Origin of the sequence: Hyalangium versicolor, from assembly GCF_020103695.1 — a bacterium.
Lineage (GTDB): Bacteria > Myxococcota > Myxococcia > Myxococcales > Myxococcaceae > Hyalangium > Hyalangium versicolor.
This window is the reverse complement of the sequence record NZ_JAHXBF010000010.1, coordinates 12,331-34,823: the sequence shown is the minus strand read 5'-3', so window position 1 is coordinate 34,823 and position 22,493 is coordinate 12,331. Positions and strand designations below refer to the sequence as shown.

Below are 22,493 nucleotides of genomic sequence, written 5' to 3'. Positions count from 1 at the left end.
GACCACCACGAGCCCCACCAACAGGAGGTGCACCACGATCGCTCTGACCCCTCCTGCTCCCTTCACGTACGCAAACACCCGTCGCCTGCCTCCACAACGAATTTCCGGCTTAGGCTGATCTCGTGCGCAGCCGGCCTTCGTAATCACGCTTGCCGAGCGGTACACCGCGCGAGCGGAGGATGTCGTAGGCAGTGACGGCGTGGAAATGGAAGTTCGGCAGGGAAGACGAGAGAATGAACGTCTCCGACGTGAAGGCGAGCCTCCGCGGCCCGATCTGAAGGTCCAGGTCCTTGCCCGCGCATGGGTTGACCTCGTCGGGTGTGAACGCCTCCAGCGCCACTTCCGCTTTGGGGCTCTCCTCCTCCTGCCCCGGCTCCGCTCCTGCTTGAGGGAACTCATCGGGTCACGGAGCCCGGGTCATCGCCCCCGGGCCGTCGTGCCGCGAACTCGGGTCCCAGCCGTTCCACCGTGTACTGATTGCCTGGGTAGGTGCGATTGGGGGTTCCCTCGATCCGCACCGGCGAGTGTTCCAAGGACACGTGCCGCTTGACCCAGGCGCGCAGCTTGAGCACTCCCCGCACCGCCCGGCCCACCCATGGGGCGGGGGCGGACATCCCGATGGCTGGCAGCAGTTGAGGCCGCGCCAGGCTCAACACCGCGGGGGCGACCGCGAACCTCAAGGGGCTCGGGAACCAGTTCTCCAGGATGGTGAGCGTGGCCCTGGCCACCCGATGGCTCGCCGCGTTCGCGACGAACTCCCGCGCCTCATAGGCGCGCACGAACTCGTCGAACGCGGGCTTGCTCTCTGGCACGTCCGACAGGCGCATGCGACGCCCGAGTTCACACCAGAAGGAGAACCAGGCCTGGCTCTCATGCTCGGTCAGGGGGCGCCAGCCGAAGTCGCGCATCCACTGGATGGGAAAGTCAATGAAGGTCCAGAGCACGAACAGGTAGTCGTCGTTCGGAATCTTGAAGAAGGAGTGGATGTGGTTCATCTGCGCGATCGCGCGCGCACCCATCTCCAGGTCCCAGCCTGACTCCGTGAAGTGAGTGAGCAGGAGGCGGGTGTCGTCGTAGCGCTTCTGCCCGCGCTTGCTGAATTCGCCCGTGCGATCGAGCAGCCGGGAGACCGACTGGCTTCCGTAGGTGTGAAAGAGCGCGACTTCGAGGGCTCGCTGCAGGTCGAAGGGAAACTCGTAGGTCGCCAGCAGGTTCACGATGCGTTGGCAATCCCGCACGGGATCGAGCGCCGCGATGTCGCGCTGGACCTGGGGCGAGCGGGGCCTCAGGAAGGGCCTGCGATAGGCCGTTTCCGGATCGACCCGGGGGGACTCGAGCTTGCTCTGCTTCTGGCCGAGGTGTTCATAACCTTCGAGCGATGAGTGATTGGGCAGCATGAGAGCGAAACCTGGCGCCGATGGAGTGTGCCAGAGCGTGGCGAGCGAATCCCCGCCACGCTCCGGAGTAGGGCTCACAACGTCTTCATGTACTCGATCAGCGCGGTGCGCTCCGCATCGGTCAGCACGTCGGTGAACGTGTGGCCTGAGTTCGACTGGCTGAACATCCGGGTGTTGTAGATCTTGCGATTCTCGATATCCGAGTTCGAGAAACTCGGGGCCGCGATGCTGCCGAGGAGGTTCCAGGCCAGCGCGCCGTTGCCGTACAGCAGCGACAGCCCGCCCTCGATCAGCGGCGTCTCGTTCGGATCCCACGGATTGCAGTGGTTGAACGGCGAGAGGGCCAGGTAGCTGCACGGAATGTTGTCGTACTTCCACCCGACCTTGGTCTGGTCATAGGCCTTCGCGAGGTCGGTCTCGAATCCCATCACGACGCCGAGCCTCGGCGACTTCGACTTGCGACGCCAGATCCGCGGGCGGTCCGACGACTTGAGCAAGCTCCAGAGGTCGGGCACCGAGCCGTTGTGGAAGTAGGGGGCGGACGCCCAGATGCCGTAGAGAGGCTGCGCGAGATAGCCAATCATGTTGTACTTGTCGGCGCACCCGTCCTGACCGTTGTACCCGAAGAAGCTGTACTTGGCCTCGGTCGCGACGGCTCCGTCGTTGGCAAGCATTCGGGCGTCATCCGTGTCGACGACCTCGATCGGCGTGAGGTTGGCTGCCATGCCCTCGAACGAGGGATTGGCGAGGAAGTTCGGATCGTTCACGTAGCGCGGCGCGTAGGCTCCATGGCAGCTCGCGCACGAGCCGTTGCCGGCCTGCTGCGGCTTCACGACCGGGTTGTGGCGGTTCGATGCCCATAGATCGAGCGTGTGGAACAGGACCGCCCCCTGCTCCGCGAGCGCCGTGTTGACCGGCAGCGGGTAGGCCGGCGACTTCAGACCGAGCATCCAGGTGTTCGCCTGGTACTCGTTGTTGAGGATCCAGTCGTAGCCGTCCTGGTAGTTCGGCAGTGCGGCGCCCGGCATGTACCACGAGAGCTCGATGCGCGTGGCGTCGCTGCTCATACCGGCGTCGAAGAACTTCACCGGCCGGTGCCCGAGGTTCCACCAGTTCGGCGGGTCTTCCGTGCCGGTCGAGCCGGCCGCCCAGATCTCCGGATTGAGGATGACGCCGGGGATCGTCCCGTCGGGATCGAAGATCGTGAGCAGGGCGAAGAGCTGGAAGTTGGTGATGTTACCCGTGCCGCGGATGCGGTTCAGGGAGGCGATCGTGAAGGCGGGGTTGAGGCCTCCGAGCTCGCTCAAGAACAGGGTCACGTCGGTGAGGCCGTTGGTGCCGTGTAACGCCCCCAGGCCCGCGCCGTCGCTCGCCTTGCCAACCTGGCCGCCGTGACAGACCGAACACGTGACGCCGATCTGTCCGCTCCACGAGCCGTCGGGGTTGCGTGTCTGGGTCAGTGCCATCGGCAGTTGGCCGGAGCCACCGTTCGTGAGGTTCGGATCCTCGAACGGGAGAGGATACGGATTGCGCTGCGAGCTGAGAGGGATGCCGTAGCGCTCGGCGACGAGGTTGTCGAAGTCGGAAGGGCGAAACAGCAGGCCCCACTTCAGCCACAGCGCGTTGTACTGGGACGCCGGCATCGACCAGAGACTCCAGGTGGAATGGCCGCTGAACTCCCAGCCGGCCTCGGGACTTCCGTTTCCGCCAAGCAGCCGCCCTCCGGCCGCGCTGCTCGACCGCAGCTCGCCACACGTCAGCGGAGCCTTGTTCATGCACGAGTTCCACCCCACGTTGAAGACGACGTTCTTGCTCGACGTCGGCGTCACGAGTGACCGTGGGTCGGGTGGTAAGAGTGTCGCATCGGGCTTGCCCGTACAGAACTCGAACCAGTAGTGCCCTCCACGTTTGCTGCCGAGCAGGTCCGATTGAGCTGCCGCCGGTGTGACGCCGGCGCTCACAACACACAGCGCGACGATAACGCGTCGAGTCAAATGTGCCGCCATGACATCCCTCCTCCTGACATAATGTGGGTCGGTTGGATGGGGCTTCGGTCCGACCGGGTGGGCGCGTGCTCGGAGACGTCAGTTTCCGAGTCACGCGCGTGTGATGAGCCCCTTTCCCGCGCCCCCCGGAAAGGGACATTTGATGCAAGGTGTCATAAGCGACTTTTGTCGCTTAATGGATGTGATTACCATGACTAAGAATTCACGTCAATCCGCCCCAAACCCAGATTTCGTGGCGCGCAAGCCGCAGCAGCAGCGCGCCAAGGTCCGGGTCGATGCCGTGCTCCAGGTGGCGGAGGAACTGCTGCTCGAATCAGGGCTTTCGGCCTTCTCGATCCCGGCGCTGGCGGAACGTCTCGAGTACCCTCGATCGACGATCTACAAGTTCTTTCCGACCCCCCAAGCCCTGCTCAACGAGCTCGCGGAGCGCCAACTCGGGGCGTTGGAAGCGCACCTGACGAGCTATGCCCAAAGCCTCGCGGAGGCCACGGACTGGCAGGAGCTGATCACTCGCATGGTTCATGCGGCGGCGGATTTCTACCGCACGCATCCGGCGGCGCAGGTCGTCCTGCTGACCGGGCCGGTCTCGGATGTGAGCTTTCGCGCGCTCGAATCCACGATCGCGCGCCTCGGCACGCTCGCGCGCAGCCTGCTCGCGACGCGCGGCATCGACATCCCGCGGGGGCCGCCGGACATCGCAGCGCTGGCGGTGGAGTTCGGCACCGCGAGCCTACGTATGTCCTTCTACCTTCATGGCCGCATGACGAACGAATACACCCAGGCCGCGGCCGACGTGATGCAGTCATTCCTGGCAATGCGGCTGGGATTGCCGCTGCGCTGATTCAGGCCCAGGCGTCCAAAGAGCGCGCAGAGGAGTTCCGCGTCCTCCATGGCGGCCGTCAACACACCCACTCGCCACATGGCCGAGACGGTGACGGGCCAGGCACTGGGCAAGCCCGGCGCCTGGCTCAGCGGGGAGGACGCCTTCCGGGTGGGCCTCCTCGCGCGCATCGCCTGGATGATGCTGGCCTTCACCCGCCCACCATGGGCATGGACTGGAGACGAGCGTCCCCCGAAGGGTGACGGGCCGAGCAGGCTCGGAGCAGTTACTTCCAGTCCGAGATGTCCTTGGGCTTGTCCAGCCCATAGACCTTGAGCTGCTTGAGGATGCCGAGGTAGTTGGCGCGAGACACCCAGGACGGGCCGCAGTACGACATGTCGTCGTTCGTCAGGGTGGGATCGATCATCTGGTTCTTCTCGGCGTTGTAGCCCCAGTTCTGCCCACTCGCGTCCAGGGGGCCACAGTACGCGTGGCTTCTGAAGAAGTTGTGTCCCAGTTCATGTCGCACCGTGCCCTTGAGCCACGGGTCTCCCGAGGCGACGATCGCCACGGTGCCCGGCATGAACGAGTTACCCACGGTGCTACCCCCTGAGGGTTTGATGAAGCCCAGGTAGTAGCCGTGGCTGCCCTCGGAGAAGCTCAGGTTGTCGATCTCTCCGAGCAGATAGCCCCAGTTGTTGTACTGCGTGGTGACGTGAGCGTCGTAGGGCGCGTGGATGCGGATCTTCACATCGCTCAGCGGGAAGGTGGCCATCAGCAGGGACTTCAGGGCCTGGCGCGTGGCCTCCGGGCCGTTCGCCTCCTCCGGCAGACTGGCCAGCCCTTCCATCTGGGTCCGCACTGGCACCACGGTGAGATAGAGCACGTGAGCCGGATCCACGGTGGGTCGCAGCACCAGGTGGTTGTTGGTCAGGTCGGGATCGGTTCCATCAGGGCCGGACTCGACGGTGAGTTCCACCTGGAGACCGGGTTTCACCCACTCGGCCCGCAGCTGGAACAGATAGGCCGCGCTGAGGCTGCCGAGCTCCGGCTGCGTCCCCACGATGGCGGGCGTAGGGGGCTCCATCACGCTGTCGGACAGCACTTGCTGAGAATCGAGCACCCTGACGTGCACCTGCGGAGCCGGAGCGCCAGCTTGTGGCGCAGTGACGAAAGCTCGCATCTTCACCGCTCGGCCCGTCACGAGAGCGAAGCTGGGTGTATCGGTGGTGAGGACCACGGGCTCGAGCCAGTCCACGCGGGCAAGCGCGTAGTCCGGCCCGGTCTCCGCGGACTCGGTCTGGGCAGTGGATTCGAGCGCCAAGACGGGCTCGGTGCTCTCCATCGGATCCGTGGTTGCTCCATACCCCAGCGGCCCCATGAGGAGCCCGACCAGTGAGAGAGAGGCAAGAAGCGAGCGAGACTTCCAGATGAACGGTGACACGGTGATTCCCCCTGTATGCCGGGCCAACGCGGCCAGGCAGGAGTCACCTTGCCACCCAGGGGAAGGAGCGGCTGTGAACCGCTTCATCCGCTCAAGGGGCGTGGCTTCACAGCGCCGATGGAGACTGTCCTTTCCTCACCCGATTCATGGTGCCTTCAGCGCTCCTCGCAGATCGCGTCCGCTCGAGCGTCAGAGTGCTCCTGCCGTCATCCTGGCCAGCGATGACAACGGCACTTGGCTCCCCTTCGTGTGGAAGACATACGAGGCGGTATCAAGCGACATCAACAACCTTGGTGCTGTGAAGGCCTGACTTACGAATAACGACTTCAAGGCAATTGACTCCAAGCCTGCTCATCCTGAATATACCGCCCCTCATCCGCAGCCATGAGGAGTGAATATGATTCACACCCGCAGGAACCCGATGAGCGCGGTCGTCGCGCTCGTAGCGAGCAGCGTGCTGGCCTTTGGATGCGGCGAGCAACCCACGGACACGCAGGAGATCATCGACAACCTGCTGCAGGCCGGCTTCCCCGCTGGCGAAATCGCGATCGTAGGCGACGCCGTCTACGTCGGGGGAGACGCGGAGGTATCCCTGGCGGCGTCTCGCGAGATGCTGCAGAGGGCCCCCGGCGCCACCGAGGAGCACTACCGGACGGCCAACATCGTGAGCGCGTCCGTGACGAAGATCTGTGTCAACGCCCCGGAGTTCACGGGGAATTTCAGCATGGCCCTCGACTTGGCGATCCAGCACTACGACGAGCTGCCGCTCACCTTCTCGATGGCGCGGGCGCCGAGCACCGACTGCAGCTTCACCATCAACGCCGTGATCGATCCAGCCATGAACGGCGGCGCGGCCGGCTACCCGTCGAACGGCCTGCCATACGGATCCATCACCCTTGGCGGCCAGACCAGCCAGTATAGCGACAACACCATTGCGCACGTCCTCACGCACGAGCTTGGCCACACCATCGGCTTCCGTCACTCGGACTACTACAACCGCGCCATCAGCTGCGGCGGCTCCGCCACCGACGAGGGAACTGGCGTCGGCGCCATCCTCATCCCGGGCATGCCTACCGATGCGGTGGTCGGCGGTTCGGTCATGAACTCCTGCTTCCGCAGATTCGAGGCCGGCGAGTTCACCGCCAGCGACGTCACCGCTCTGCAGGCCATGTACGGGATGATCGTCGAGGAGCGGCCGCTGGCGCCGGTCGCGCTAAGGGTCACGTGGGACGGGTGCTACGGCCGCAACAAAGTCACATGGTCGGGCGCCAGTAGCAACGTCCAGTATTGGGAAGGCCAGCAGAGGGCCATTGGAACAATGACCTGGACGTCGGTCTATAGTGGAACGGCCGATATGTTTACACTCAATGTTGGTGTTAATGGTGCGCTTGTGCGAGTGCGTGCGTGCAACTGGATTGGATGCAGTGCGTATACCCCCGAGCTTTTTGCAAGCTATCTTGACCAGTGTCCAAGACCGTAATCATAGACACAGTATCCCGCATGAAGAAGGTTCTCATCCTCGGCGCCACGAGCGCCATCGCTCAGGCCATGGTGTGGAGACGATCTCGAGGAAGCGCGGCTAACGCGATCGTTCCCCCTTCGCGCCGCAGCGAGGTTGAGTCATTTTGAGCGTTTCGCGCAGCGCGATGGCGGCTGGAGCGCCCAGAGATCAAGCCTCTGGATGTCCAGCCGCGCGAATTTCCTGATCCAGGAACGTACGAGCAGATCCCGCGTTTTGCCCACGGTCCCCGCGATCGAAAGCCCGCGTTCTTGGAAGATCGTTTCCACACTCACCCACGAGGGATGAAGGGACGGAAACCATTGCCTCCTGCCACGTCTCCGCTGGAGAGTTCCCTCATGCCCCGTCTTCTCCTCCTGCTCGTCCTCGGCCTTTTGACTCCCCTTTTCGCCCACGCCGCCGATTCACCGGAGGCCGAGCGCTGGTGGAGCCATGTCCAGTTCCTCGCCAGTGATGCGCTGGAGGGACGCGATACGGGCAGCGAGGGCCATCGCAAGGCCGCCGCCTATGTCGCGGAGCAGCTCGCGGCCCTCGGGGTGAAGCCAGGTGTTGGCGACGCGTATCTCCAGGATGTAGAGCTGACCTCGCGGCGGGTGGTGGAGAAGCGCTCGTCGCTGGCTCTGGTGAGGAACGGCAAGGAGATACCGCTGGTGCTGGGCCGAGAGGCCATCATCTCGCCCCGGCAGGGCGAGCCGGGCACTGTGGAGGCGGCCCTGGTGTTCGTGGGCTACGGCCTGTCCATCCCCGAGGCCGGGCATGACGACTTCGCCGATGTGGACCTCCAGGGCAAGGTGGCCGTCATCCTCCAAGGTGGCCCCTCTCGCATCCCAGGAGCCCTCCGCGCCCACCATTCCTCCGTCGCCGAGCGCACGCAGGCGCTACGGAAGGCAGGCGCGGTCGGCCTGGTGATTCTCCAGAGCCCCAAGCAGCAGGAGATGCCCTGGTCGCGCATCTCGGAGTCGCGCCACCAGCCCGCGATGCAGTTCGCCGAGGCTTCCCTCAACGAAGAGCAGGGCCTGAAGCTGCGGGTCTCCTTCAATTCCGAGCACGCGCAGAAGCTCTTCGCTGGGGCTCCGCACAGCTTCCAGGAGATCCTCGCGCTCGCGGACAAGGACCAGCCGCTGCCGAAGTTCGAGCTGCCCATGCGACTCAAGAGCCGGGTGGACTTCGCCATCGCGCCGGTGAAGTCCGTCAACGTGGTGGGCCTGCTGCCCGGAAGCGATCCCGCGCTGGCGAAGGAGTACATGGTGCTGACCGCGCACCTGGACCACGTGGGCGTGGGCGAGCCCGTGAAGGGCGACCGCATCTACAATGGCGCCATGGACAACGCCATGGGAGTTGCCGCGGTGCTGGAACTGGCGCGGGCGCTCCAGTCGTCCAAGCCCAAGCGCTCCGTGATCTTCGCGCTGGTGACGGGCGAAGAGAGAGGCCTGCTGGGCTCGAGGTACTTCGCCGCCCACCCCACGGTCTCCGCCGAGAGCCTGGTGGCCAACTTCAACCTGGACAACTTCCTGCCCCTCACCGACTTCACCCGCATGGTGGCTTATGGCCGGGAGGAGTCCTCGCTCGCCGCGCCGCTCCAGCAGATCGCCGACGCCCATGGCGTGACGCTGGTGCCCGATCCGGATCCGAACCAGATGTTGTTCATCCGCAGCGATCAGTACTCCTTCATCCGCCTGGGGGTGCCCGCCTTGAGCTTCAAGTTCGGTTACACCCGGGGCTCTCCGGAAGAGGCCCTCTTCAAGAAGTGGCGCTACGAGCGCTACCACGCGCCATCGGACGATGTGGCCCAGCCCGTGAACAAGGAGGGCGCGGCGAAGTTCATCCGCGTGCTCGCCGAGCTCACCCGTATCGTGGCGGATGCGCCCGAGCGACCGCACTGGAATGGAGACAGCTTCTTCCGCCGCTTCGCGCGCAACGGCGCTCCATGATTGCCTGTTTTCCTGGGTCGTCTTGAATGTGTACTCAGCGTGCGGCATTCTTTACTTGCAGTATGTCTCGTCCACATTGCATCCCTGCAAGAAAAGGCATTGCCCATGAAGATCTTCAACACCCTGATGATGGCTGTTCTCGTAGCGCTCGCGTCAGCTTGTGGTGTCGCGGAGGAGCCGGGTCAGTCCGAGCCGCAGCAGGAGCGCGCCGAGTCCTCGGCCTGCGCGGGCGCGCGCAATGAGGCAGAGGCCCGCGCGTGCTTCGAAGCGTTCCTTGCGCAGAAGGCACAGGAGTCAACGTCCGTGAAAGGGGCGGACACCTGTCAGTATTGCAGCAACGATTACCAAGCCTGTCTGGTGTATTCGTGGAGCTGCGGTGGCTTCTACGCGTTTTGCGCGGCGCTGTGCTGCCAGAACTTCAACAACTGCTCTGCTGGTAACTGCGGGGGGTGCTTTTAACGGCACCTCGTAGTGGCTGATTCAACCGATGTGCGCTCGGCGGAGCACTCTGAGTGCTCCGCCGGGTGAAGAACCGATAATGAATGGCCGACCCTTACGGAGCGGTGTTTTCGCGCGCTCGATCGCGACCAGGGTCAGGTTCGGCGGGACTACATGGGACGCAGCGGGATATCGATGCCGAATCATTCCGGGTGGTTACGTTCAGCTTTGGCGTGACGCGCGGATCGCGGGGCCCTCAGCCTGGCAGCGGCCAGAGCCGCACGACTCCGTCTTCTCCTCCGGCTGCGAGAAAGTGCCCATCGGCCGAGATAGTGGCGGTGTTGAGCGCGACGGGCGACACATCAATGCGGTGGAGTTCCTCGCCGTCCGACAGGCTCCAGACGCGCATTGTTCCATCACGACTGGTCGACACCGCTCGCTGGCCGTACAGCAGGGCCACACCCGTGACCGTCTGGGAGTGCTTGCGGAAGCAGCGGAGCTCTCGCCCCTCGGCCAGGTCCCAGTAGCGCACCGTCGTGTCCCGGGGCCAGTGTTTGCGGGTGGGAGAGCCGCTCCCCGAAAGGCAATGCCTTCCGTCGGGAGAAGTCCAGAGGCAGGTCACCCTGTCGGAGTGCCCTTGGAGGTCCCGGATCCTTCTCCGGGGAGCGTTGAGATCCCAGACCTCGAGGATGCCTCTGTCTTCCCCGAAGAGAGCCTGGTGCAGGGACTCCGACAAGCCCATGCTGCAGATGGCGGTGCCTCCATCCAGGCCCACCAACTCAGTTCCATGTTCCAGGTCGAGCAGTCGGAACTGGGTTCCAGTGGAGTAGAGCGAAAGGTCGCCGCAGGCCACGGCAATGAGGTTACCCGCGTAGAACGCGACGCCTATGACACTCGCCTGGAAAATAGCCCTGATTTGCCACACCTCTTCGTACCGTTCGTCCAGGTCCCAGTACCGGACTGATCTGTCGCGGCTGCCAGAGATGGCATGCCGGAGGTCCTGTGAGAACGCGACACTTGTCACCTCTGCCTGGTGTCCCTGGAGGTAGGCGATGGGTTTGTCGTGCCCTACCTTCCAGAGCAGCACTTTTCCATCATCGGCCCCGGACAGGAGGTGGCGCCCATCGGCGGAGATGGCAACGCTGTTCACCTTCGCCTCGTGCCCAGAGAAGACGTGGGTGGCCCCCATCGGGTCTGGAGGAACAGGCGCACGCAAGCGCTTCGCTTTGCCGGGATCCGGAAGTCTCTTGACGGCAACCTGTTGGGGGGACGCGGTCGTGGGCCGGAGGGGTTTCGGGGTGGGGACGGACACTGAGTCAGGACTGGTGACGGAGCTTGGAACGGCCACAGGGGTGGACCGCACGGCCGGCAGAAGGTGGAGAAAGGCCGCACCGTCCTTGGGGCGCCGCTTCGCGTAGCCCACGCAGGCCCGGATGAGTTCGATGTGCTCCCGGGGCGCTTGGTATTCTTCCGCGAGCTCATCAGCCCAGCATGGAAACATCGGACGTTGCACGTCGCCCGCGAGCATCTGGTACCAGATGACCCCCAGACTGTAGATGTCGTGGTGGGCCGCTGACGACTCCCCTCGGAATTGCTCAGGAGACATATAGAGGGGAGTGCCTGCGCCCCGAATCAGGGTGGCCTCTTCCAGCATGCGGCTGCCAGCCACAGTCAGGGTCTGGAGTGACCGGGTCCGGGTCTCCTCGCCCGTCACCACTCCGCCAATGCCGAAGTCGGTGATGCGGACGGTGCCGGACTCGTCCACGAGGATGTTGGCGGGTTTCAGGTCTCGGTGGACGAAATTCCGGGCATGCACGCTGGCCAAGGCCTCGGTGAGCTGCCGGATGATGTCGAGGATACGGCTGGGGGACTGGGGTCTCCCGTGCTGGCGCCTGTGCCAGGCGACCAGTCGGCCCAGGTTGCTTCCCCGGACGAACTCGTAAACAAGGAAAGGATGCGCCGCGGACAACTCATACCCATAGAGCCTCACCACGCCAAGCGGCCATCCCTGACGTCCCTCCGTGCTCAACCGGTCGAGGAGCGCTCGCTCGTGCTCCAGGCTCGAACGCATGGAGGGGTTGAGGCACACCTTGATTGCCCGCGGGAGATACTGCTCGGCGGAGAGCGTCGCCCGGTACACAGCTCCGAAGCCGCCAACTCCTACCAATTCCTCCAGTGAGTAGGGCGTCCCGGGAAACGGGCAGGGCGCGATGAAAGGGAGCGGATCGATGGGGAGCACAGCCAGGAGTTGTTGCAGGCGCTCAGCTGAGGGAACCGGGGGAAGGGTCAGACGCCCCGTTCTCGCTTCGGGCTGCAGGGAATGGCTGACGCAGGAGGGAATGGCGCTCAGGTATCCCAGGACCAAGCGCTTGTCCCCTTCCGAGGCGCCCGGAACCTCACGCTTGAGGATGTCCCCAGCGACAGTGTTCGCTCTAGAAGGAGGAAGGGCTGACAAGTCCACGAAAGCATCGTCCCATTCCTTGTCCGACCGGTTCCTGCCCCAGTCCATCCATCGCTTGACGATGATGGGGCCGAAATAGCCGATGGCGCGCGAAGCGACGATTCCCAATCCCGGAATGCCCAGGCTCAGCGCCGCGACAGCACCCTCCACGAGCGGGACGACTGCATCCGCCGCGAAGCGCAGCAAAGCCTCTCCCAAAGACAGTGCCTCCATCTTGGAATCCCCATGTGCCCGTCGAAAGTCACACCCTCTTCTATGTATGGGCATGGGAGGCTGTGAATGCCACGCGTGTTTCCCACCTGTTCCAACAGGGGCTCCTGGGAGTCTGCCACGCGCTCTCTTCACCCAAGCTGATTCGCCGACAAGCTCCTAGCCACTGAACCACATGTTGGAGGAGCCGGGGACCGAAGCGTAGGTGAAGCCCTGGCCGTCTCCTCCGACGGTCGTACCGCCCGAAAAGACACTCCACGGTCCGCCGCCGCCTGTCAGCTGCATGGCCTGCACCTGGGCCCGCGCCTGCGCCAGCGCCTGCAGGTTGCCGAGCACTTGGCCGCCTTCAATGCCGTAGTTCCCCCGCGCGTCGACCCAGTAGCGTCCTGGGAACACCGCTGGCCAGAAGCGCTGGAGGCCTGCGACATCTGCTGAGTGCAGCTCACGGCCATTGACGAAGAAACCGGTATCTCCGTTCGATGCATCCGCGCGCAGCGGCCCGCCGATCGGGAGCTCAGCGGGGATGACTCCGACTCCCGGCCCTCCTTCAACTCCCCATGCTCCCGAAGAGTGGTCGTACCAGTAGCGGCCATCCTGGAAGCGTGTGTGGTAGGTGCTCTCCAACGCCTGCAACTGGGCGTCGCTCAAGCGCACCCTGTTGACGGCGAACTGCCGGGAGCAGGGCTCCTGAGGCAGCGGAACCTGGCCACGCGATGTGGCCTTCAGCCCGGGTAACCGGGCGGCGTTCTGCTCGAGAAGCTGGCCCACCATGTCCGCCTGCTGCTTCACACGGCTAGACTGGAGCGGACCAAAGCTGGAGACCTCGAGGACAAGCCGCGTGGACATGGGCCCCGTGCTGAAGCACATGACGGTGACCGTGACCGGGGCAGTCAATGACACATTCCGGCGCTCCTCCACGAAGGCCACCCACGTCGAGCTTTCGCTCGTGAGCCGCCACCCCAATTGTCGAGCGACCACCCGACAGATGGCCAGACCTGCCTCCCACGGGAGGTTCCAGAGTGCTTCTGCGCGATGACGAGGCATGTGGCTCTCCTTGGCGAGAGGTTCCAGTGCGAGGACGTACTTCCCCATGGAAGGAGTTGCCCTGGGCGGGATGTGACGCGAGCCCAGCCCCCCCCGATGCGGCACTCATTCGAGCCCCAGCGGTACCTCCAGGCTCTCGGGTGAGTTCGGGCTGAGGAACGTAGCCAGCAGCTCCCGGAGCTGCGCGCCCTCGGTTGCGAGGGAGTAGGGGTGCACGCGCCTCTTGGCCAGGGCAGGGAAGAGTCGCTCCACGGTATCGCCCTGCCCCACGATGAGGGTGTGGCGGCCCAGCGTGTCAGCCAGCCCCAGCTCCAGCGCCACGTTGGCGTTGTAGCCCGTCAGATCCACGACCAAGTGCGAGGCCCGGCAGATCTCTTCCCAGATGGAGTGGTTGATGCGCGGATCCTGAACGCGATCGCCGCGGATGTAGCGGACGCCACTCTGTTGGCACTCCTGCTCGGTGATCACCATGGCTTCGGCGGACCAGCGCTCGCGAAAGGGCATGACATGGAAGCAGCGGTGCTCACCGGGCGCGGGATAGTGTCCTACCCAGGAGGGGTGGATGAGCCGGAGCGTCCCAGCGCGGGAGTGCTCCAGGACCGTTTCCAGGATGCCGCGGGCTTCCAGGCCCCCTGGGTTTGGCTGCTCGCCTAGCGCTCGCAGCCCTCCCAGTGTCCGCCAGTCGCCACGTCCCTGGCCGAACCGTCGCAGTGCGTAGTTCACGGTCTCGCGGAGGGCACTCCGTCCGACGTTGCGCTGCTGGCTGTAGAGCACCTCATCCAGCGCCTCGCCCAGACGGTGAGTGTCCCCACCATCTCCTCGCAGCTCAACAGGAGGGACATCGACATCGAAGGGAAGCCGCTGCCCAAGCGTGGCCACGATGAGAGCAGGGCGGCCCAGGGCGAACGCCAGTCCGAGTTCGTAGCAGACCGCAGCCAGCTCCGGCCCTGGTCGCACCGTCAGATCAAAGATGGCGATATTGCTGATACAGAGCTGATTCCATCGCCCCTGGCCGGAGTCCTGGTTGCTGGCAGAGGAGGAGAACTTCAGCCCACGCTCGGCGCAGGCCGGTTGGATCAGCCGGAGCACATCCTCTCCCCCCGAGAAGCACACCGTGTTGGGATCCCTTGGTTTCGGAGGAAAGTCCCAGAAGGGCTCCGCGATCATGAGGTGGGTCCGCAGTGAGTACGTGCGTACGTCCAAGGCGAGCTGTCGGAGCTTCTCGCGCTCGTAGGCGAGAGCTGTGCGATCATTGATCATGCGTGGCTCGTGGAGCTCCGAGTCGGCATGGGCTACGCGCTCATAGAGGTTTGTTAGCGCCTGCTTGTCCTCGAGCGAAGCACGGGCATCCACCAACTCCACGGTTAGATTGCGCCTGAGCTCTGCCGCGATAGCGGAGAGATGCTCGGCGCGTGAGCCTGTGGGGAGTGGGCGGGCCGGATGGCTGTGCTGGTCCAATGCGGAGACACGCTCGATCAGCGTGCGCATGTGCCGCAGGGTGGCCTTGGGATCAGTGGACCGGGAGAGGAGTCTGTGCTGGGCCTCCTTGACTACGGACGCGAGCACCTCCTGGCGATCCGGGTTCAGCTGTCCCTCCTCTCCGCGCTCGCGGAGCAGTCTCATCAGCTCATCCATCCCCCGCACGAGGGCGCCTTGCTCCGGGTCGATGCCCGTCGCCATCACGGGAGCGGGCGCGCGCTGGGGCGTCCCCTGGACGTTGAACAGGAACAGCCCATTCTGCGCGAAGACGTCCCCACTGGCGTTCAGCCAGTAGCTCCCAGGGACTGGGGGGGAGCCGTACCTGGCGATGAGCTGCATGATCTCGGTGGGGTGGAGCGCCCGCCCGTTGACTACGACAGCGGTCTGCCCTCCCGAGGCGTTGAAGGGCAGGGGGCCGCCCAGGCTCAGCCCGGGGGCGAGTGGCCGAGGGAAGGGGGGGGCTCCCCATTCCCCCCAGTGGCCAGCGAGCGGGTCGTACCAATAATCACCGCTTCTCAAGGCAGTGCCACAGGCGGCCTCGAAGGCTTGGATGGTCTCCGGACTGAGGCGTACCGCATTGACAGTGAGGACTTTCGTGCCCGCCATGGTCATGCTCCAGCGGCGGCCATGCAGAGCATGTACAGGCCTGCTGCGGAGGTCCCGACGATGAGCCACAGGCGCCCCACAGCCTTTTCTCTGGGGACGCATCAGCCATGTAGATGGCGCCCAGGATGATTCCCAGCAGCGGCGCGAGCAGCGTGCCGATGATGACGAGGATCTTCACGGCCGGAGCCACCGCCGCTTGGTCGGGTGTGTATGTGCTTGGCCTGGCAGGGGCCGGCGCGCCGAGCGGCAAACGGTGGAGCTACAATTCACACTTCTTCCTTTGGGTTGAGTCACGACACGGCATTTGTGATTCCAGCGCGAGGCAGCTCGCACTCTGGACACGCGTGGGGCCAGCGAGACGCCTCGGCGCTCGAAATCCAGCGTCGCCTGGAGGTTCTACAGGTGCTCAGGATCTGGGGTGCTGATCGAGCTCTGCCTCGTAGAGGTGCCCTCCCCTGACCCATCCTGGCCCGCTCTGAGGGGCCCCCCGTGCTGGAGCCTGCCTCCCAGGCTGGGTGGGCAGTCCCCAGGTAGGGTTTTCTTTTTCGGTCGATGCTGCAAGGGTCAGTGTCCCTCATGCCCTGGCGCTCGGTCGTCCTCTTCTGCCTCGCAGTGTTGCTGACTCCCCCTGCAGTGGCCCAGGAGGCGCGTCCGGCTGGAAAGTCCGTGCTCCTGCTCGCCCCCGAGGACATGGCGCTGCCCGCCATGGCGATGCTTGTCGCCAGTCTCCGCTCCTCCTTGTGGGAGGCCCAGGACGGTCCCATCACACTGGATGTCGAGAGCCTGGATCTGGGCTGGGCCCGCGGGCCTGAATACACACGCGCCCTTCACACCTGGTATCTGGCCAAGTACCGGGATCGTCGGCCAGATGCCCTCATCACCATGCGCACCGACGCCATCCAGGTGACCCTGCAACTGCGCCAGGCGCTGTGGCCTGACGTCCCGGTGATCATCCTGTCCGAAGAAGAGCGGCTCTGGGATCAACAACCTCGCCCGGAGCAGGTAGCGGGGCTCTGGCTGCACTACGACATGCGAGCCACCGCGGAGCTGGCCTTGCAACTGCTGCCCGGCACACGGCGGCTGGCACTCATCAACGGCTCCAGCCCCTGGGAGCGCGAGCAGCAGGAGCGGATCCTGCGAGAGGTGCGGCCCCTGCTGGAGCAGCGAGGGCTGGAGCTCATCGACCTGAGCGGCCTGCCGCTGGCCGAGATGCTCGAGCGCGCGAGGACCCTGCCGGACGAGACCGCCGTCCTCACATCCACCTTCCTCACCGATACCACCGGAAGGCCTTTCGTACCGCGCGAGGTGGCGGGCCTGCTGCTGGCCGCCTGCAATCGGCCCATCTTCGCCCTGCACGACACCGTCCTGGGTGGGGGGGTTGTCGGCGGAGCGCTCGTCAGCTACGAGGCCGTGGGCCGGCAACTGGGCATGCTCACCGCCCGCGTGTTGCGCGGAGAGCAGGGGGAATTCCTCGCTCCCCTGAAGCCGGCCCCCGTGAGCACGCTGGCGGTCGATGCCCGCGCGCTGCGGCGCTGGGAGATCCCCCGAGACCGGGTGCCTCCGGGGGTACGGCTCGCCTTCAATGAGCCCACGCTCTGGGAGAGCTACCGCTGGTATGTCCTGGGCGCCTTGGCGATCAGCGCCGTACAGGCCCTGGTGGCTGGGGGGCTCGTGGTGGAGCGCCGCCGCCGCATGCGTGCCCAGGCCGAGCTCCTGGAGCGCCAACGCCTGGAGAAGCTCGCGGAGATGGAGGCACGCCGCACCCTGGCTCAGCTTGCCCACGTGGGCCGGGTGGCCGCCCTGGGCGAGCTGGCGGCCTCGCTGGCACACGAGCTCAACCAGCCCCTGGCCGCCATCCTCAGCAACGCCCAGGCCGCACGCCGCCTGCTGAACGCCACCCCCCCGGAACTGGGCGAGGTGCGCGAGGCTCTTGGGGACATCATCTCCGACGACAAACGCGCGGGCGAGGTCATCCACCGCATGCGCGGTCTGCTCAAGCGGGGCGAGCCCCGGCAGGAGTTCCACTCCCTCAATGACCTGGTGCGCGAGGTGGCGCGCCTGCTGGCCAACGACATGCAACTGCGCGGCGCGACTCTGCGCCTGGTGCTGGCCTCGTCGCTGCCCGCCGTCCAGGGGGACGGAATCCAGCTCCAACAGGTGGTGCTCAACCTGCTCATCAACGCCATGGATGCCATGGCCAGTGTCCCCGCGGGCAAGCGCCAGATCCAGATCCGCACCGCCTCGCCAGGCCCTGGGCAGGTGGAGCTGAGCGTGCAGGACTCGGGAGAGGGGATCGCGCCTTCCCAGCTGACCCTCGTCTTCGAGCCCTTCTACTCCACCAAGGAGCACGGGCTGGGCATGGGGCTCTCCATCAGCCGCTCCATCGTCGAGGCGCACGGCGGCCACTTGCACGCCGAGAGCCCTCCGGGGCGAGGCGCTCTGTTACGGTGTGTGTTTCCCGCGGCGCATCTGGAGTCCCCGCCATGACACAATCCCTCGCCACCATCTTCCTCGTGGACGACGATGCCTCCGTGCTGCGGGGGCTAGGGCGGCTGCTGCGGACCGTCGGCTATGCCACGAAGACGTTCTCCTCGCCCGCCGAGTTCCTCGCGCAACTGCCCAGGGACACGCCGGGCTGCGCCGTGCTGGACCTGCGGATGCCGGGGCTGAATGGGTTGGAGCTGCAACAGACCATGGAGTCCCGGGACTGCCACCTGCCTGTCATCTTCATCTCTGGCCACGGAGATGTGCCTGCCAGCGTCAGGGCCATGAAGGCCGGCGCCGTGGACTTTCTCCTGAAACCATTTGATGAGCAACAATTGCTGGGAGCCATCTCCCAAGCCTTGCTCAAGGATGCGGCGTCCCGCGCCAGCCGAGCCGAGGCAGCCGAGCTGCATGCCCGTCATGCCGTCCTCACCCCCCGCGAGCGAGAGGTCTGCACGCTGGTGGCCCAGGGGTTGACCAACAAAGAGGTTGCCCAGCAACTGGGCACCACGGAGAAGACCATCAAGGTGCATCGCGCCCGCGTCATCCAGAAGCTGGGCGTGGACTCGATAGCGGAGCTGGTGCGGTTCGTGGACCGGCTGGGTCAGAACTGAGCCCCTGCTGTGTAAGCACCAGGTCCAATACCCATTCACAGACACTCTAGGTAGAGAATACATCATCCCGAGTGCTTTCAAGGAGCACCTGATGCGCCAATTCCAGTCCATCAGTGGCAGACGTCGGGCACCGACAACGAGAAGTTCAAGCTCGTGAAGCTGCCGCCGAACTGACGCAGTCCCTGTTGCTCTGACGAGACGAGGCGGACGGTGACTGCCCCCCACGGAGCTGACATGACCCGGTACCTCCTCTCGTTGCTGGCCGTCTGGGCCTTTTCCCTGACGGCCATGGCCCAACAGCGCCCGAGCCTCCCGCGCTCGGGCTTCGAGATCCACCGCACCCAGCCGACCCCCGTGGGTGAGTCCTCCTTCCTGGTGGACTCGCCCCGGTTCGAGGCGGGCACATGGTCGGCGGGCATCAGCCTCGACTATGCCTACCGGCCTCTGGTGTTGGGGGTGGAGGATGAGGACGGAGAGTTCCAACAGCTTCGGGTCCTCATCCAGCACCAACTGCTCGGTGACCTCGAGGTGTCGGGCTCGTTCTGTGGTTGCATGACGCTGTCGGCCTCGGTGCCGCTCACGCTGCTGGAGCGAGGCTCCTCCTCCTCGTCCTCCTCCGCCTCCTCCCTGCGGGCCCTGAGCCTGCGGGCCGCCGCCCAGGAGGAGCCGCTTGTGGGCGTCGTCCCCGTGAGCGGCCTGGGTGTGAGCGATCCGCGCATCGGCTTCATGGTGCGCCTGTATGGCCAGCCTGGCCGGAGCGCCTTCTCCGCCAGCCTCGGTGGCACCCTGTGGGTGCCGCTGCGCAAGTTCTTCGACGGCACGGCCGCTCACACCAGCGATCTGGAGGCGCGCATGCTGTCCAAGCTGGTGCTGTCCGGCGCCCGCTCCTCGCTGCGCTGGTCCGTGACGGGGGGCTTCCTCCTGCGCCCCGAGGCGCACCTGGGAGAGTTGCCCGTTCCCGAGGGCAGCACGGCGGGCTCCGAGGCTCAGCTTGGAGCGAGCCTCCAGTACGTCCACCCGGCGGGGCGCTTCGCGCTGGGCCCCGAGGCCTTCTACGCCACGCTGATCACTCCGCGGGCGTATGCCTTCAAGCCTTTCTACTCGAGCCTTGATGCGCTGCTCGGCCTGCATGTCCGCCTCGGGGAACGGCTTCGCATCGGTGTGGGCGCGGGGGCCGGTCTGCAGCGGCAGCCGGGGACACCGACATTCCGCCTGCTCGTCCGTATGTCCTATGACGCCCTTCGCGCGAGTGAGCGGGTCCCGCCGCCTGCGGCTCCGCCCCTCCGCCGAGAGCGCCCACAGGTGCGCGCGCCCGGCCCCGCGGAGCTGCCGCGCATCACGCTGGTCCCCTCCCTGGAGACGGTGCGCGCCATCTTGGATCAGGACGGGGACGGCGTGCTGGACGAGAAGGATGTCTGCCCGGACACGCCCATGGGAGACACCCCCGATCCCCGGCGCCTGGGTTGCCCCGTCAGCGATCCTGATCATGACGGCATCTTCGATCCAGAAGACAGCTGCCCCGACGCTGCCGGAGTCCCCAGCCTGGAGCCGAAGATGAACGGCTGCCCGCTCGACCTGGTGGAGCTGAAGGAAGACCGGCTGCTCACGCGCCAGCCCATTGTCTTCGCCGCGGGCACGGACGTACTGCTGGCGGAGAACCTCCCGGTGCTGCAGGCGCTGGTCCGAGCGATTCAAGAGCGCCCCTGGATCCAGCAACTGCGCATCGAGGGGCACACCGACAACAGCGGTAACGTGGACTTCAACAACCTGCTCTCGTTGCGCCGCGCCGAGAGCGTGAAGCGGTGGCTGGTGGAGCATGGCATCGACGCGGGCCGGCTGCAGACGGCAGGCTATGGACCCAGCCGCCCCATTGCCGACAACACCACCAGCATCGGGCGCGCCACCAACCGCCGCGTCGACTTCATCATCGCAGTGAGGTCCCCATGATGCTTCAGGCCTGCCTCGCGGCGCTCCCGCTCCTGCTCGCCTTTGTGAACACCGCCGCTCCCGTGTGCGGGGATGGCGTCGTGTCTCCGGGTGAAGCCTGCGATGACGGCAACATCGTCCCGGGGGATGGGTGTGGGGCGGACTGCGGCGTCGAGGCTGGCTTCAGTTGCTACGGCCAGCCATCGCACTGCAACGCGGGTTGCGGGGATGGAGCGCTCGGCGAGGGTGAGCAGTGCGATGATGGCAACAGCACCGCCGGTGACGGATGCGGGGTCCATTGCGACATCGAGCCAGGCTATGGCTGCACGGGTTTTCCCTCGGTGTGTACCGTGGCATGCGGCGACGGAATCAAGGACGCGTCAGAGGCTTGTGACGACGGCAACACGGTGGACGGGGATGGCTGCTCGGCGGCATGTGCCGTCGAGGCGGGCTTTGGCTGCCCCACCGCCCCCGTGAGCGCCTTCTTCACGTACCGGGGCAACTCGGAGTGCACGACAGTCGGTAGCCTCGCCTCTCCCATTCTCCCCAACACCGCCACCCAGGCCCTCCTGAGCACGCCCGGCCGGTATCGGGTTCGGTACGTCTCGGGCGCCATCAGCTACTACGCGGGGAGTAGCTGGCTGCCCGGAGTCCTGGGGGTGAACTTCACCAGCGCAGCAGGCCCCGTCATCTTCTCTCTGGGCGCCAACCCTCCTTCAGGGCAGCCCTCGCGCGTGTTGGCCATGAGTGCCGGCTTCAGCGTCGGACTGAAGAGGGACGTCGAGGCGGTCTCCGGTCCCGTGCTCGTGGCAATGGTGGATACCGACTGCACGTCGAACAACAACAGCAATACGACCATCGTCTACCGAGTGGATGCGCTCTCCATCTGCCAGCAGGAGCCCGTCATCTCCCAGGCCCCCGCTGGGAATGGACCCCAAACCTTCGCGGGGGAGGCCGCTCCCGGCACGACGGTGGATGTCTATCTCGATGGAGACGCCACGCCCGCGTGTACGGCGGTGGCCAGCGGGTCTGGCGAGTGGACCTGCGCCATCCCAGCGCTCGCGGAGGGGCCTCATTCGGCAGTGGCCACAGTCACCTTGTTGAGTTCCACGGTGAGTTCGGTCCCGGTGGCCTTCCTCCGGGACACAATCGCCCCGGCGGCTCCCTCGCTCATCACTCCCGCCCAGGGCGCTATCGTCAACGCGGTGCCTGAGTTCGGAGGGCTGGCGGAGCCCAGCAGCCAGATCACGGTGGTTGAGGACACTTTCATTCTCTGTACTGCCATCACCTCCGCCAGTGGCAGTTGGAGCTGCATGCCCTCGCAACCTCTCGTGGCAGGTCCTCACACCGTGCTGGCCACCGCGATCGACGTGGCGACCAACAGCTCCTCGCCCTCGGCCTGGCGCGCCTTCATCGTGGATGCGGCTGCGCCCGCAGCACCGGCCGTGACGAAGCCGGGAGGTGGCGAGGTGCTGGCAGCCGATACCCCCAGCGTGGGAGGAACCGCGGAGCCGGGCTCTGTCGTTCGTGTCCTCCTCGACGGCATGGCGACGCCCGTCTGCACTGCGGTAGCCGCAGGGGACGGCTCTTGGAGCTGCAAGGTGGGTACGCCGCTGGCCGAAGGCGAGCACATGCTCACGGCCACCGCCACGGATGCCGTGGGGAACACGGGCCCGGGCACCCTTGCCACCTCCTTCATTGTCGACACCGAGGCTCCAGACACCTTCATTCCAAGCGGCCCTCCGGCCCTTGTTGTCGGCGAAGAAGCGGAGTTCGAGTTCTCCTCCAACGAGGCGGGAGTGGCCTACGAGTGCAGCCTGGACGAGGGCCTCTTCACACCTTGCGTGCCCAGCTACAGTCTCGCGCCAGGTCCCCATGTGCTGCGCGTCCGCGCGGTGGATTCCGCAGGGAATGCCGATCCCTCGCCGGCCGAGGCGCAGTGGACGGTCAGGTTGCCCCACCTGGCGGGAGGAGGGTGCAGCGCCGCACCGCTTCCAGCCTCGTGGCTGGTGCTGCTGGCGCTGGCGGCACTCCGGGGGGCTCCTATCCACCGCCGTCGATGAGCGCGTCGCCCAGCGCGTCGCGTCCGTCTGGCGCAGGGCACCACGCTCGAT

The 22,493-nt window shown here is 65.7% G+C and carries 16 protein-coding genes; 8 read left to right on the top strand and 8 right to left on the bottom strand.

Annotation, left to right across the window (positions count from 1 at the left end; all coding sequences use genetic code 11):
• Positions 1–109 precede the first annotated feature (109 nt).
• The 3 genes from KY501_RS21295 to KY501_RS21285 all read right to left on the bottom strand — a co-directional run bounded on the left by KY501_RS21295 (position 110) and on the right by KY501_RS21285 (position 3,403).
• On the bottom strand, positions 110–340 hold the full coding sequence (locus KY501_RS21295) for a DUF1993 family protein (protein WP_224365065.1): 231 nt from the start codon (positions 338–340) through the stop codon (positions 110–112).
• A gap of 55 nt (positions 341–395) precedes the next feature.
• Positions 396–1,397, bottom strand: a complete 1,002-nt coding sequence (locus KY501_RS21290; RefSeq protein ID WP_224365064.1) for an oxygenase MpaB family protein — start codon at positions 1,395–1,397, stop codon at positions 396–398.
• A 74-nt stretch (positions 1,398–1,471) separates the two neighbouring features.
• Positions 1,472–3,403 carry a c-type cytochrome gene (locus tag KY501_RS21285; RefSeq protein WP_224365063.1) on the bottom strand — a complete coding sequence of 644 codons (1,932 nt, stop codon included), beginning with the start codon at positions 3,401–3,403 and terminating at the stop codon, positions 1,472–1,474.
• A gap of 190 nt (positions 3,404–3,593) precedes the next feature.
• Between KY501_RS21285 and KY501_RS21280 the strand changes: the two genes are divergently transcribed.
• Positions 3,594–4,244, top strand: a complete 651-nt coding sequence (locus KY501_RS21280) for a TetR/AcrR family transcriptional regulator (RefSeq protein ID WP_224365062.1) — start codon at positions 3,594–3,596, stop codon at positions 4,242–4,244.
• Positions 4,245–4,509: 265 nt separating this feature from the next.
• On the opposite strand, the gene KY501_RS21275 is transcribed toward KY501_RS21280, so the two are convergent.
• Positions 4,510–5,667, bottom strand: a complete 1,158-nt coding sequence (locus KY501_RS21275; protein ID WP_224365061.1) for a hypothetical protein — start codon at positions 5,665–5,667, stop codon at positions 4,510–4,512.
• Positions 5,668–6,064: 397 nt separating this feature from the next.
• Between KY501_RS21275 and KY501_RS21270 the strand changes: the two genes are divergently transcribed.
• The 3 genes from KY501_RS21270 to KY501_RS21260 all read left to right on the top strand — a co-directional run bounded on the left by KY501_RS21270 (position 6,065) and on the right by KY501_RS21260 (position 9,576).
• Positions 6,065–7,147, top strand: a complete 1,083-nt coding sequence (locus KY501_RS21270; RefSeq protein WP_224365060.1) for a M57 family metalloprotease — start codon at positions 6,065–6,067, stop codon at positions 7,145–7,147.
• A 377-nt stretch (positions 7,148–7,524) separates the two neighbouring features.
• The gene (locus KY501_RS21265; RefSeq protein WP_224365059.1) at positions 7,525–9,117 is read left to right on the top strand and encodes a M28 family metallopeptidase; all 1,593 of its coding nucleotides are present in this window, start codon (positions 7,525–7,527) and stop codon (positions 9,115–9,117) included.
• Between the two features lie 105 nt (positions 9,118–9,222).
• Positions 9,223–9,576: a hypothetical protein gene (locus KY501_RS21260; RefSeq protein ID WP_224365058.1), complete on the top strand. Its 354-nt coding sequence runs from the start codon at positions 9,223–9,225 to the stop codon at positions 9,574–9,576.
• Positions 9,577–9,811: 235 nt separating this feature from the next.
• Here KY501_RS21260 and KY501_RS21255 read toward each other — a convergent pair whose 3' ends face one another.
• The 3 genes from KY501_RS21255 to KY501_RS21245 all read right to left on the bottom strand — a co-directional run bounded on the left by KY501_RS21255 (position 9,812) and on the right by KY501_RS21245 (position 15,355).
• A complete protein-coding gene (locus tag KY501_RS21255; protein WP_224365057.1) occupies positions 9,812–12,229 on the bottom strand; it encodes a WD40 repeat domain-containing serine/threonine protein kinase in 2,418 nt (805 codons plus the stop codon).
• Positions 12,230–12,385: 156 nt separating this feature from the next.
• Entirely contained in the window at positions 12,386–13,270 is an 885-nt protein-coding gene (locus tag KY501_RS21250; RefSeq protein WP_224365056.1) for a hypothetical protein, read from the bottom strand.
• A gap of 105 nt (positions 13,271–13,375) precedes the next feature.
• On the bottom strand, positions 13,376–15,355 hold the full coding sequence (locus KY501_RS21245; RefSeq protein ID WP_224365055.1) for a hypothetical protein: 1,980 nt from the start codon (positions 15,353–15,355) through the stop codon (positions 13,376–13,378).
• A gap of 576 nt (positions 15,356–15,931) precedes the next feature.
• On the opposite strand from KY501_RS21245, the gene KY501_RS53655 reads away from it, so the two are divergent.
• Together KY501_RS53655 and KY501_RS21230 are read left to right on the top strand one after the other, a co-directional pair.
• Positions 15,932–17,842: a sensor histidine kinase gene (locus tag KY501_RS53655; protein ID WP_304608629.1), complete on the top strand. Its 1,911-nt coding sequence runs from the start codon at positions 15,932–15,934 to the stop codon at positions 17,840–17,842.
• Positions 17,839–18,453 carry a response regulator transcription factor gene (locus KY501_RS21230; RefSeq protein ID WP_224365054.1) on the top strand — a complete coding sequence of 205 codons (615 nt, stop codon included), beginning with the start codon at positions 17,839–17,841 and terminating at the stop codon, positions 18,451–18,453. Before KY501_RS53655 ends, KY501_RS21230 begins: the two co-directional genes overlap by 4 nt.
• A 110-nt stretch (positions 18,454–18,563) precedes the next feature.
• On the opposite strand, the gene KY501_RS53195 is transcribed toward KY501_RS21230, so the two are convergent.
• The gene (locus tag KY501_RS53195; RefSeq protein ID WP_255636736.1) at positions 18,564–18,689 is read right to left on the bottom strand and encodes a hypothetical protein; all 126 of its coding nucleotides are present in this window, start codon (positions 18,687–18,689) and stop codon (positions 18,564–18,566) included.
• Between KY501_RS53195 and KY501_RS21225 the strand changes: the two genes are divergently transcribed.
• Positions 18,688–20,400, top strand: a complete 1,713-nt coding sequence (locus KY501_RS21225) for an OmpA family protein (protein WP_224365053.1) — start codon at positions 18,688–18,690, stop codon at positions 20,398–20,400. The genes KY501_RS53195 and KY501_RS21225 overlap by 2 nt on opposite strands.
• The gene (locus KY501_RS21220; RefSeq protein WP_224365052.1) at positions 20,397–22,442 is read left to right on the top strand and encodes an Ig-like domain-containing protein; all 2,046 of its coding nucleotides are present in this window, start codon (positions 20,397–20,399) and stop codon (positions 22,440–22,442) included. The genes KY501_RS21225 and KY501_RS21220 overlap by 4 nt, the downstream gene beginning before the upstream one ends.
• Positions 22,443–22,493: the final 51 nt, after the last annotated feature.

Excerpts from the sequence above, each read along its gene's own strand:
- KY501_RS21290 (WP_224365064.1), bottom strand. The coding sequence starts at position 1,397 with ATGCTGCCCAATCACTCATCGCTCGAAGGTTATGAACACCTCGGCCAG.
- KY501_RS21285 (WP_224365063.1), bottom strand. The coding sequence starts at position 3,403 with ATGGCGGCACATTTGACTCGACGCGTTATCGTCGCGCTGTGTGTTGTG.
- KY501_RS21280 (WP_224365062.1), top strand. The coding sequence starts at position 3,594 with ATGACTAAGAATTCACGTCAATCCGCCCCAAACCCAGATTTCGTGGCG.
- KY501_RS21270 (WP_224365060.1), top strand. The coding sequence starts at position 6,065 with ATGATTCACACCCGCAGGAACCCGATGAGCGCGGTCGTCGCGCTCGTA.
- KY501_RS21265 (WP_224365059.1), top strand. The coding sequence starts at position 7,525 with ATGCCCCGTCTTCTCCTCCTGCTCGTCCTCGGCCTTTTGACTCCCCTT.
- KY501_RS21260 (WP_224365058.1), top strand. The coding sequence starts at position 9,223 with ATGAAGATCTTCAACACCCTGATGATGGCTGTTCTCGTAGCGCTCGCG.
- KY501_RS21255 (WP_224365057.1), bottom strand. The coding sequence starts at position 12,229 with ATGGAGGCACTGTCTTTGGGAGAGGCTTTGCTGCGCTTCGCGGCGGAT.
- KY501_RS21250 (WP_224365056.1), bottom strand. The coding sequence starts at position 13,270 with ATGCCTCGTCATCGCGCAGAAGCACTCTGGAACCTCCCGTGGGAGGCA.
- KY501_RS21245 (WP_224365055.1), bottom strand. The coding sequence starts at position 15,355 with ATGGCGGGCACGAAAGTCCTCACTGTCAATGCGGTACGCCTCAGTCCG.
- KY501_RS53655 (WP_304608629.1), top strand. The coding sequence starts at position 15,932 with ATGCCCTGGCGCTCGGTCGTCCTCTTCTGCCTCGCAGTGTTGCTGACT.
- KY501_RS21230 (WP_224365054.1), top strand. The coding sequence starts at position 17,839 with ATGACACAATCCCTCGCCACCATCTTCCTCGTGGACGACGATGCCTCC.
- KY501_RS21225 (WP_224365053.1), top strand. The coding sequence starts at position 18,688 with ATGACCCGGTACCTCCTCTCGTTGCTGGCCGTCTGGGCCTTTTCCCTG.
- KY501_RS53195 (WP_255636736.1), bottom strand. The coding sequence starts at position 18,689 with ATGTCAGCTCCGTGGGGGGCAGTCACCGTCCGCCTCGTCTCGTCAGAG.
- KY501_RS21220 (WP_224365052.1), top strand. The coding sequence starts at position 20,397 with ATGATGCTTCAGGCCTGCCTCGCGGCGCTCCCGCTCCTGCTCGCCTTT.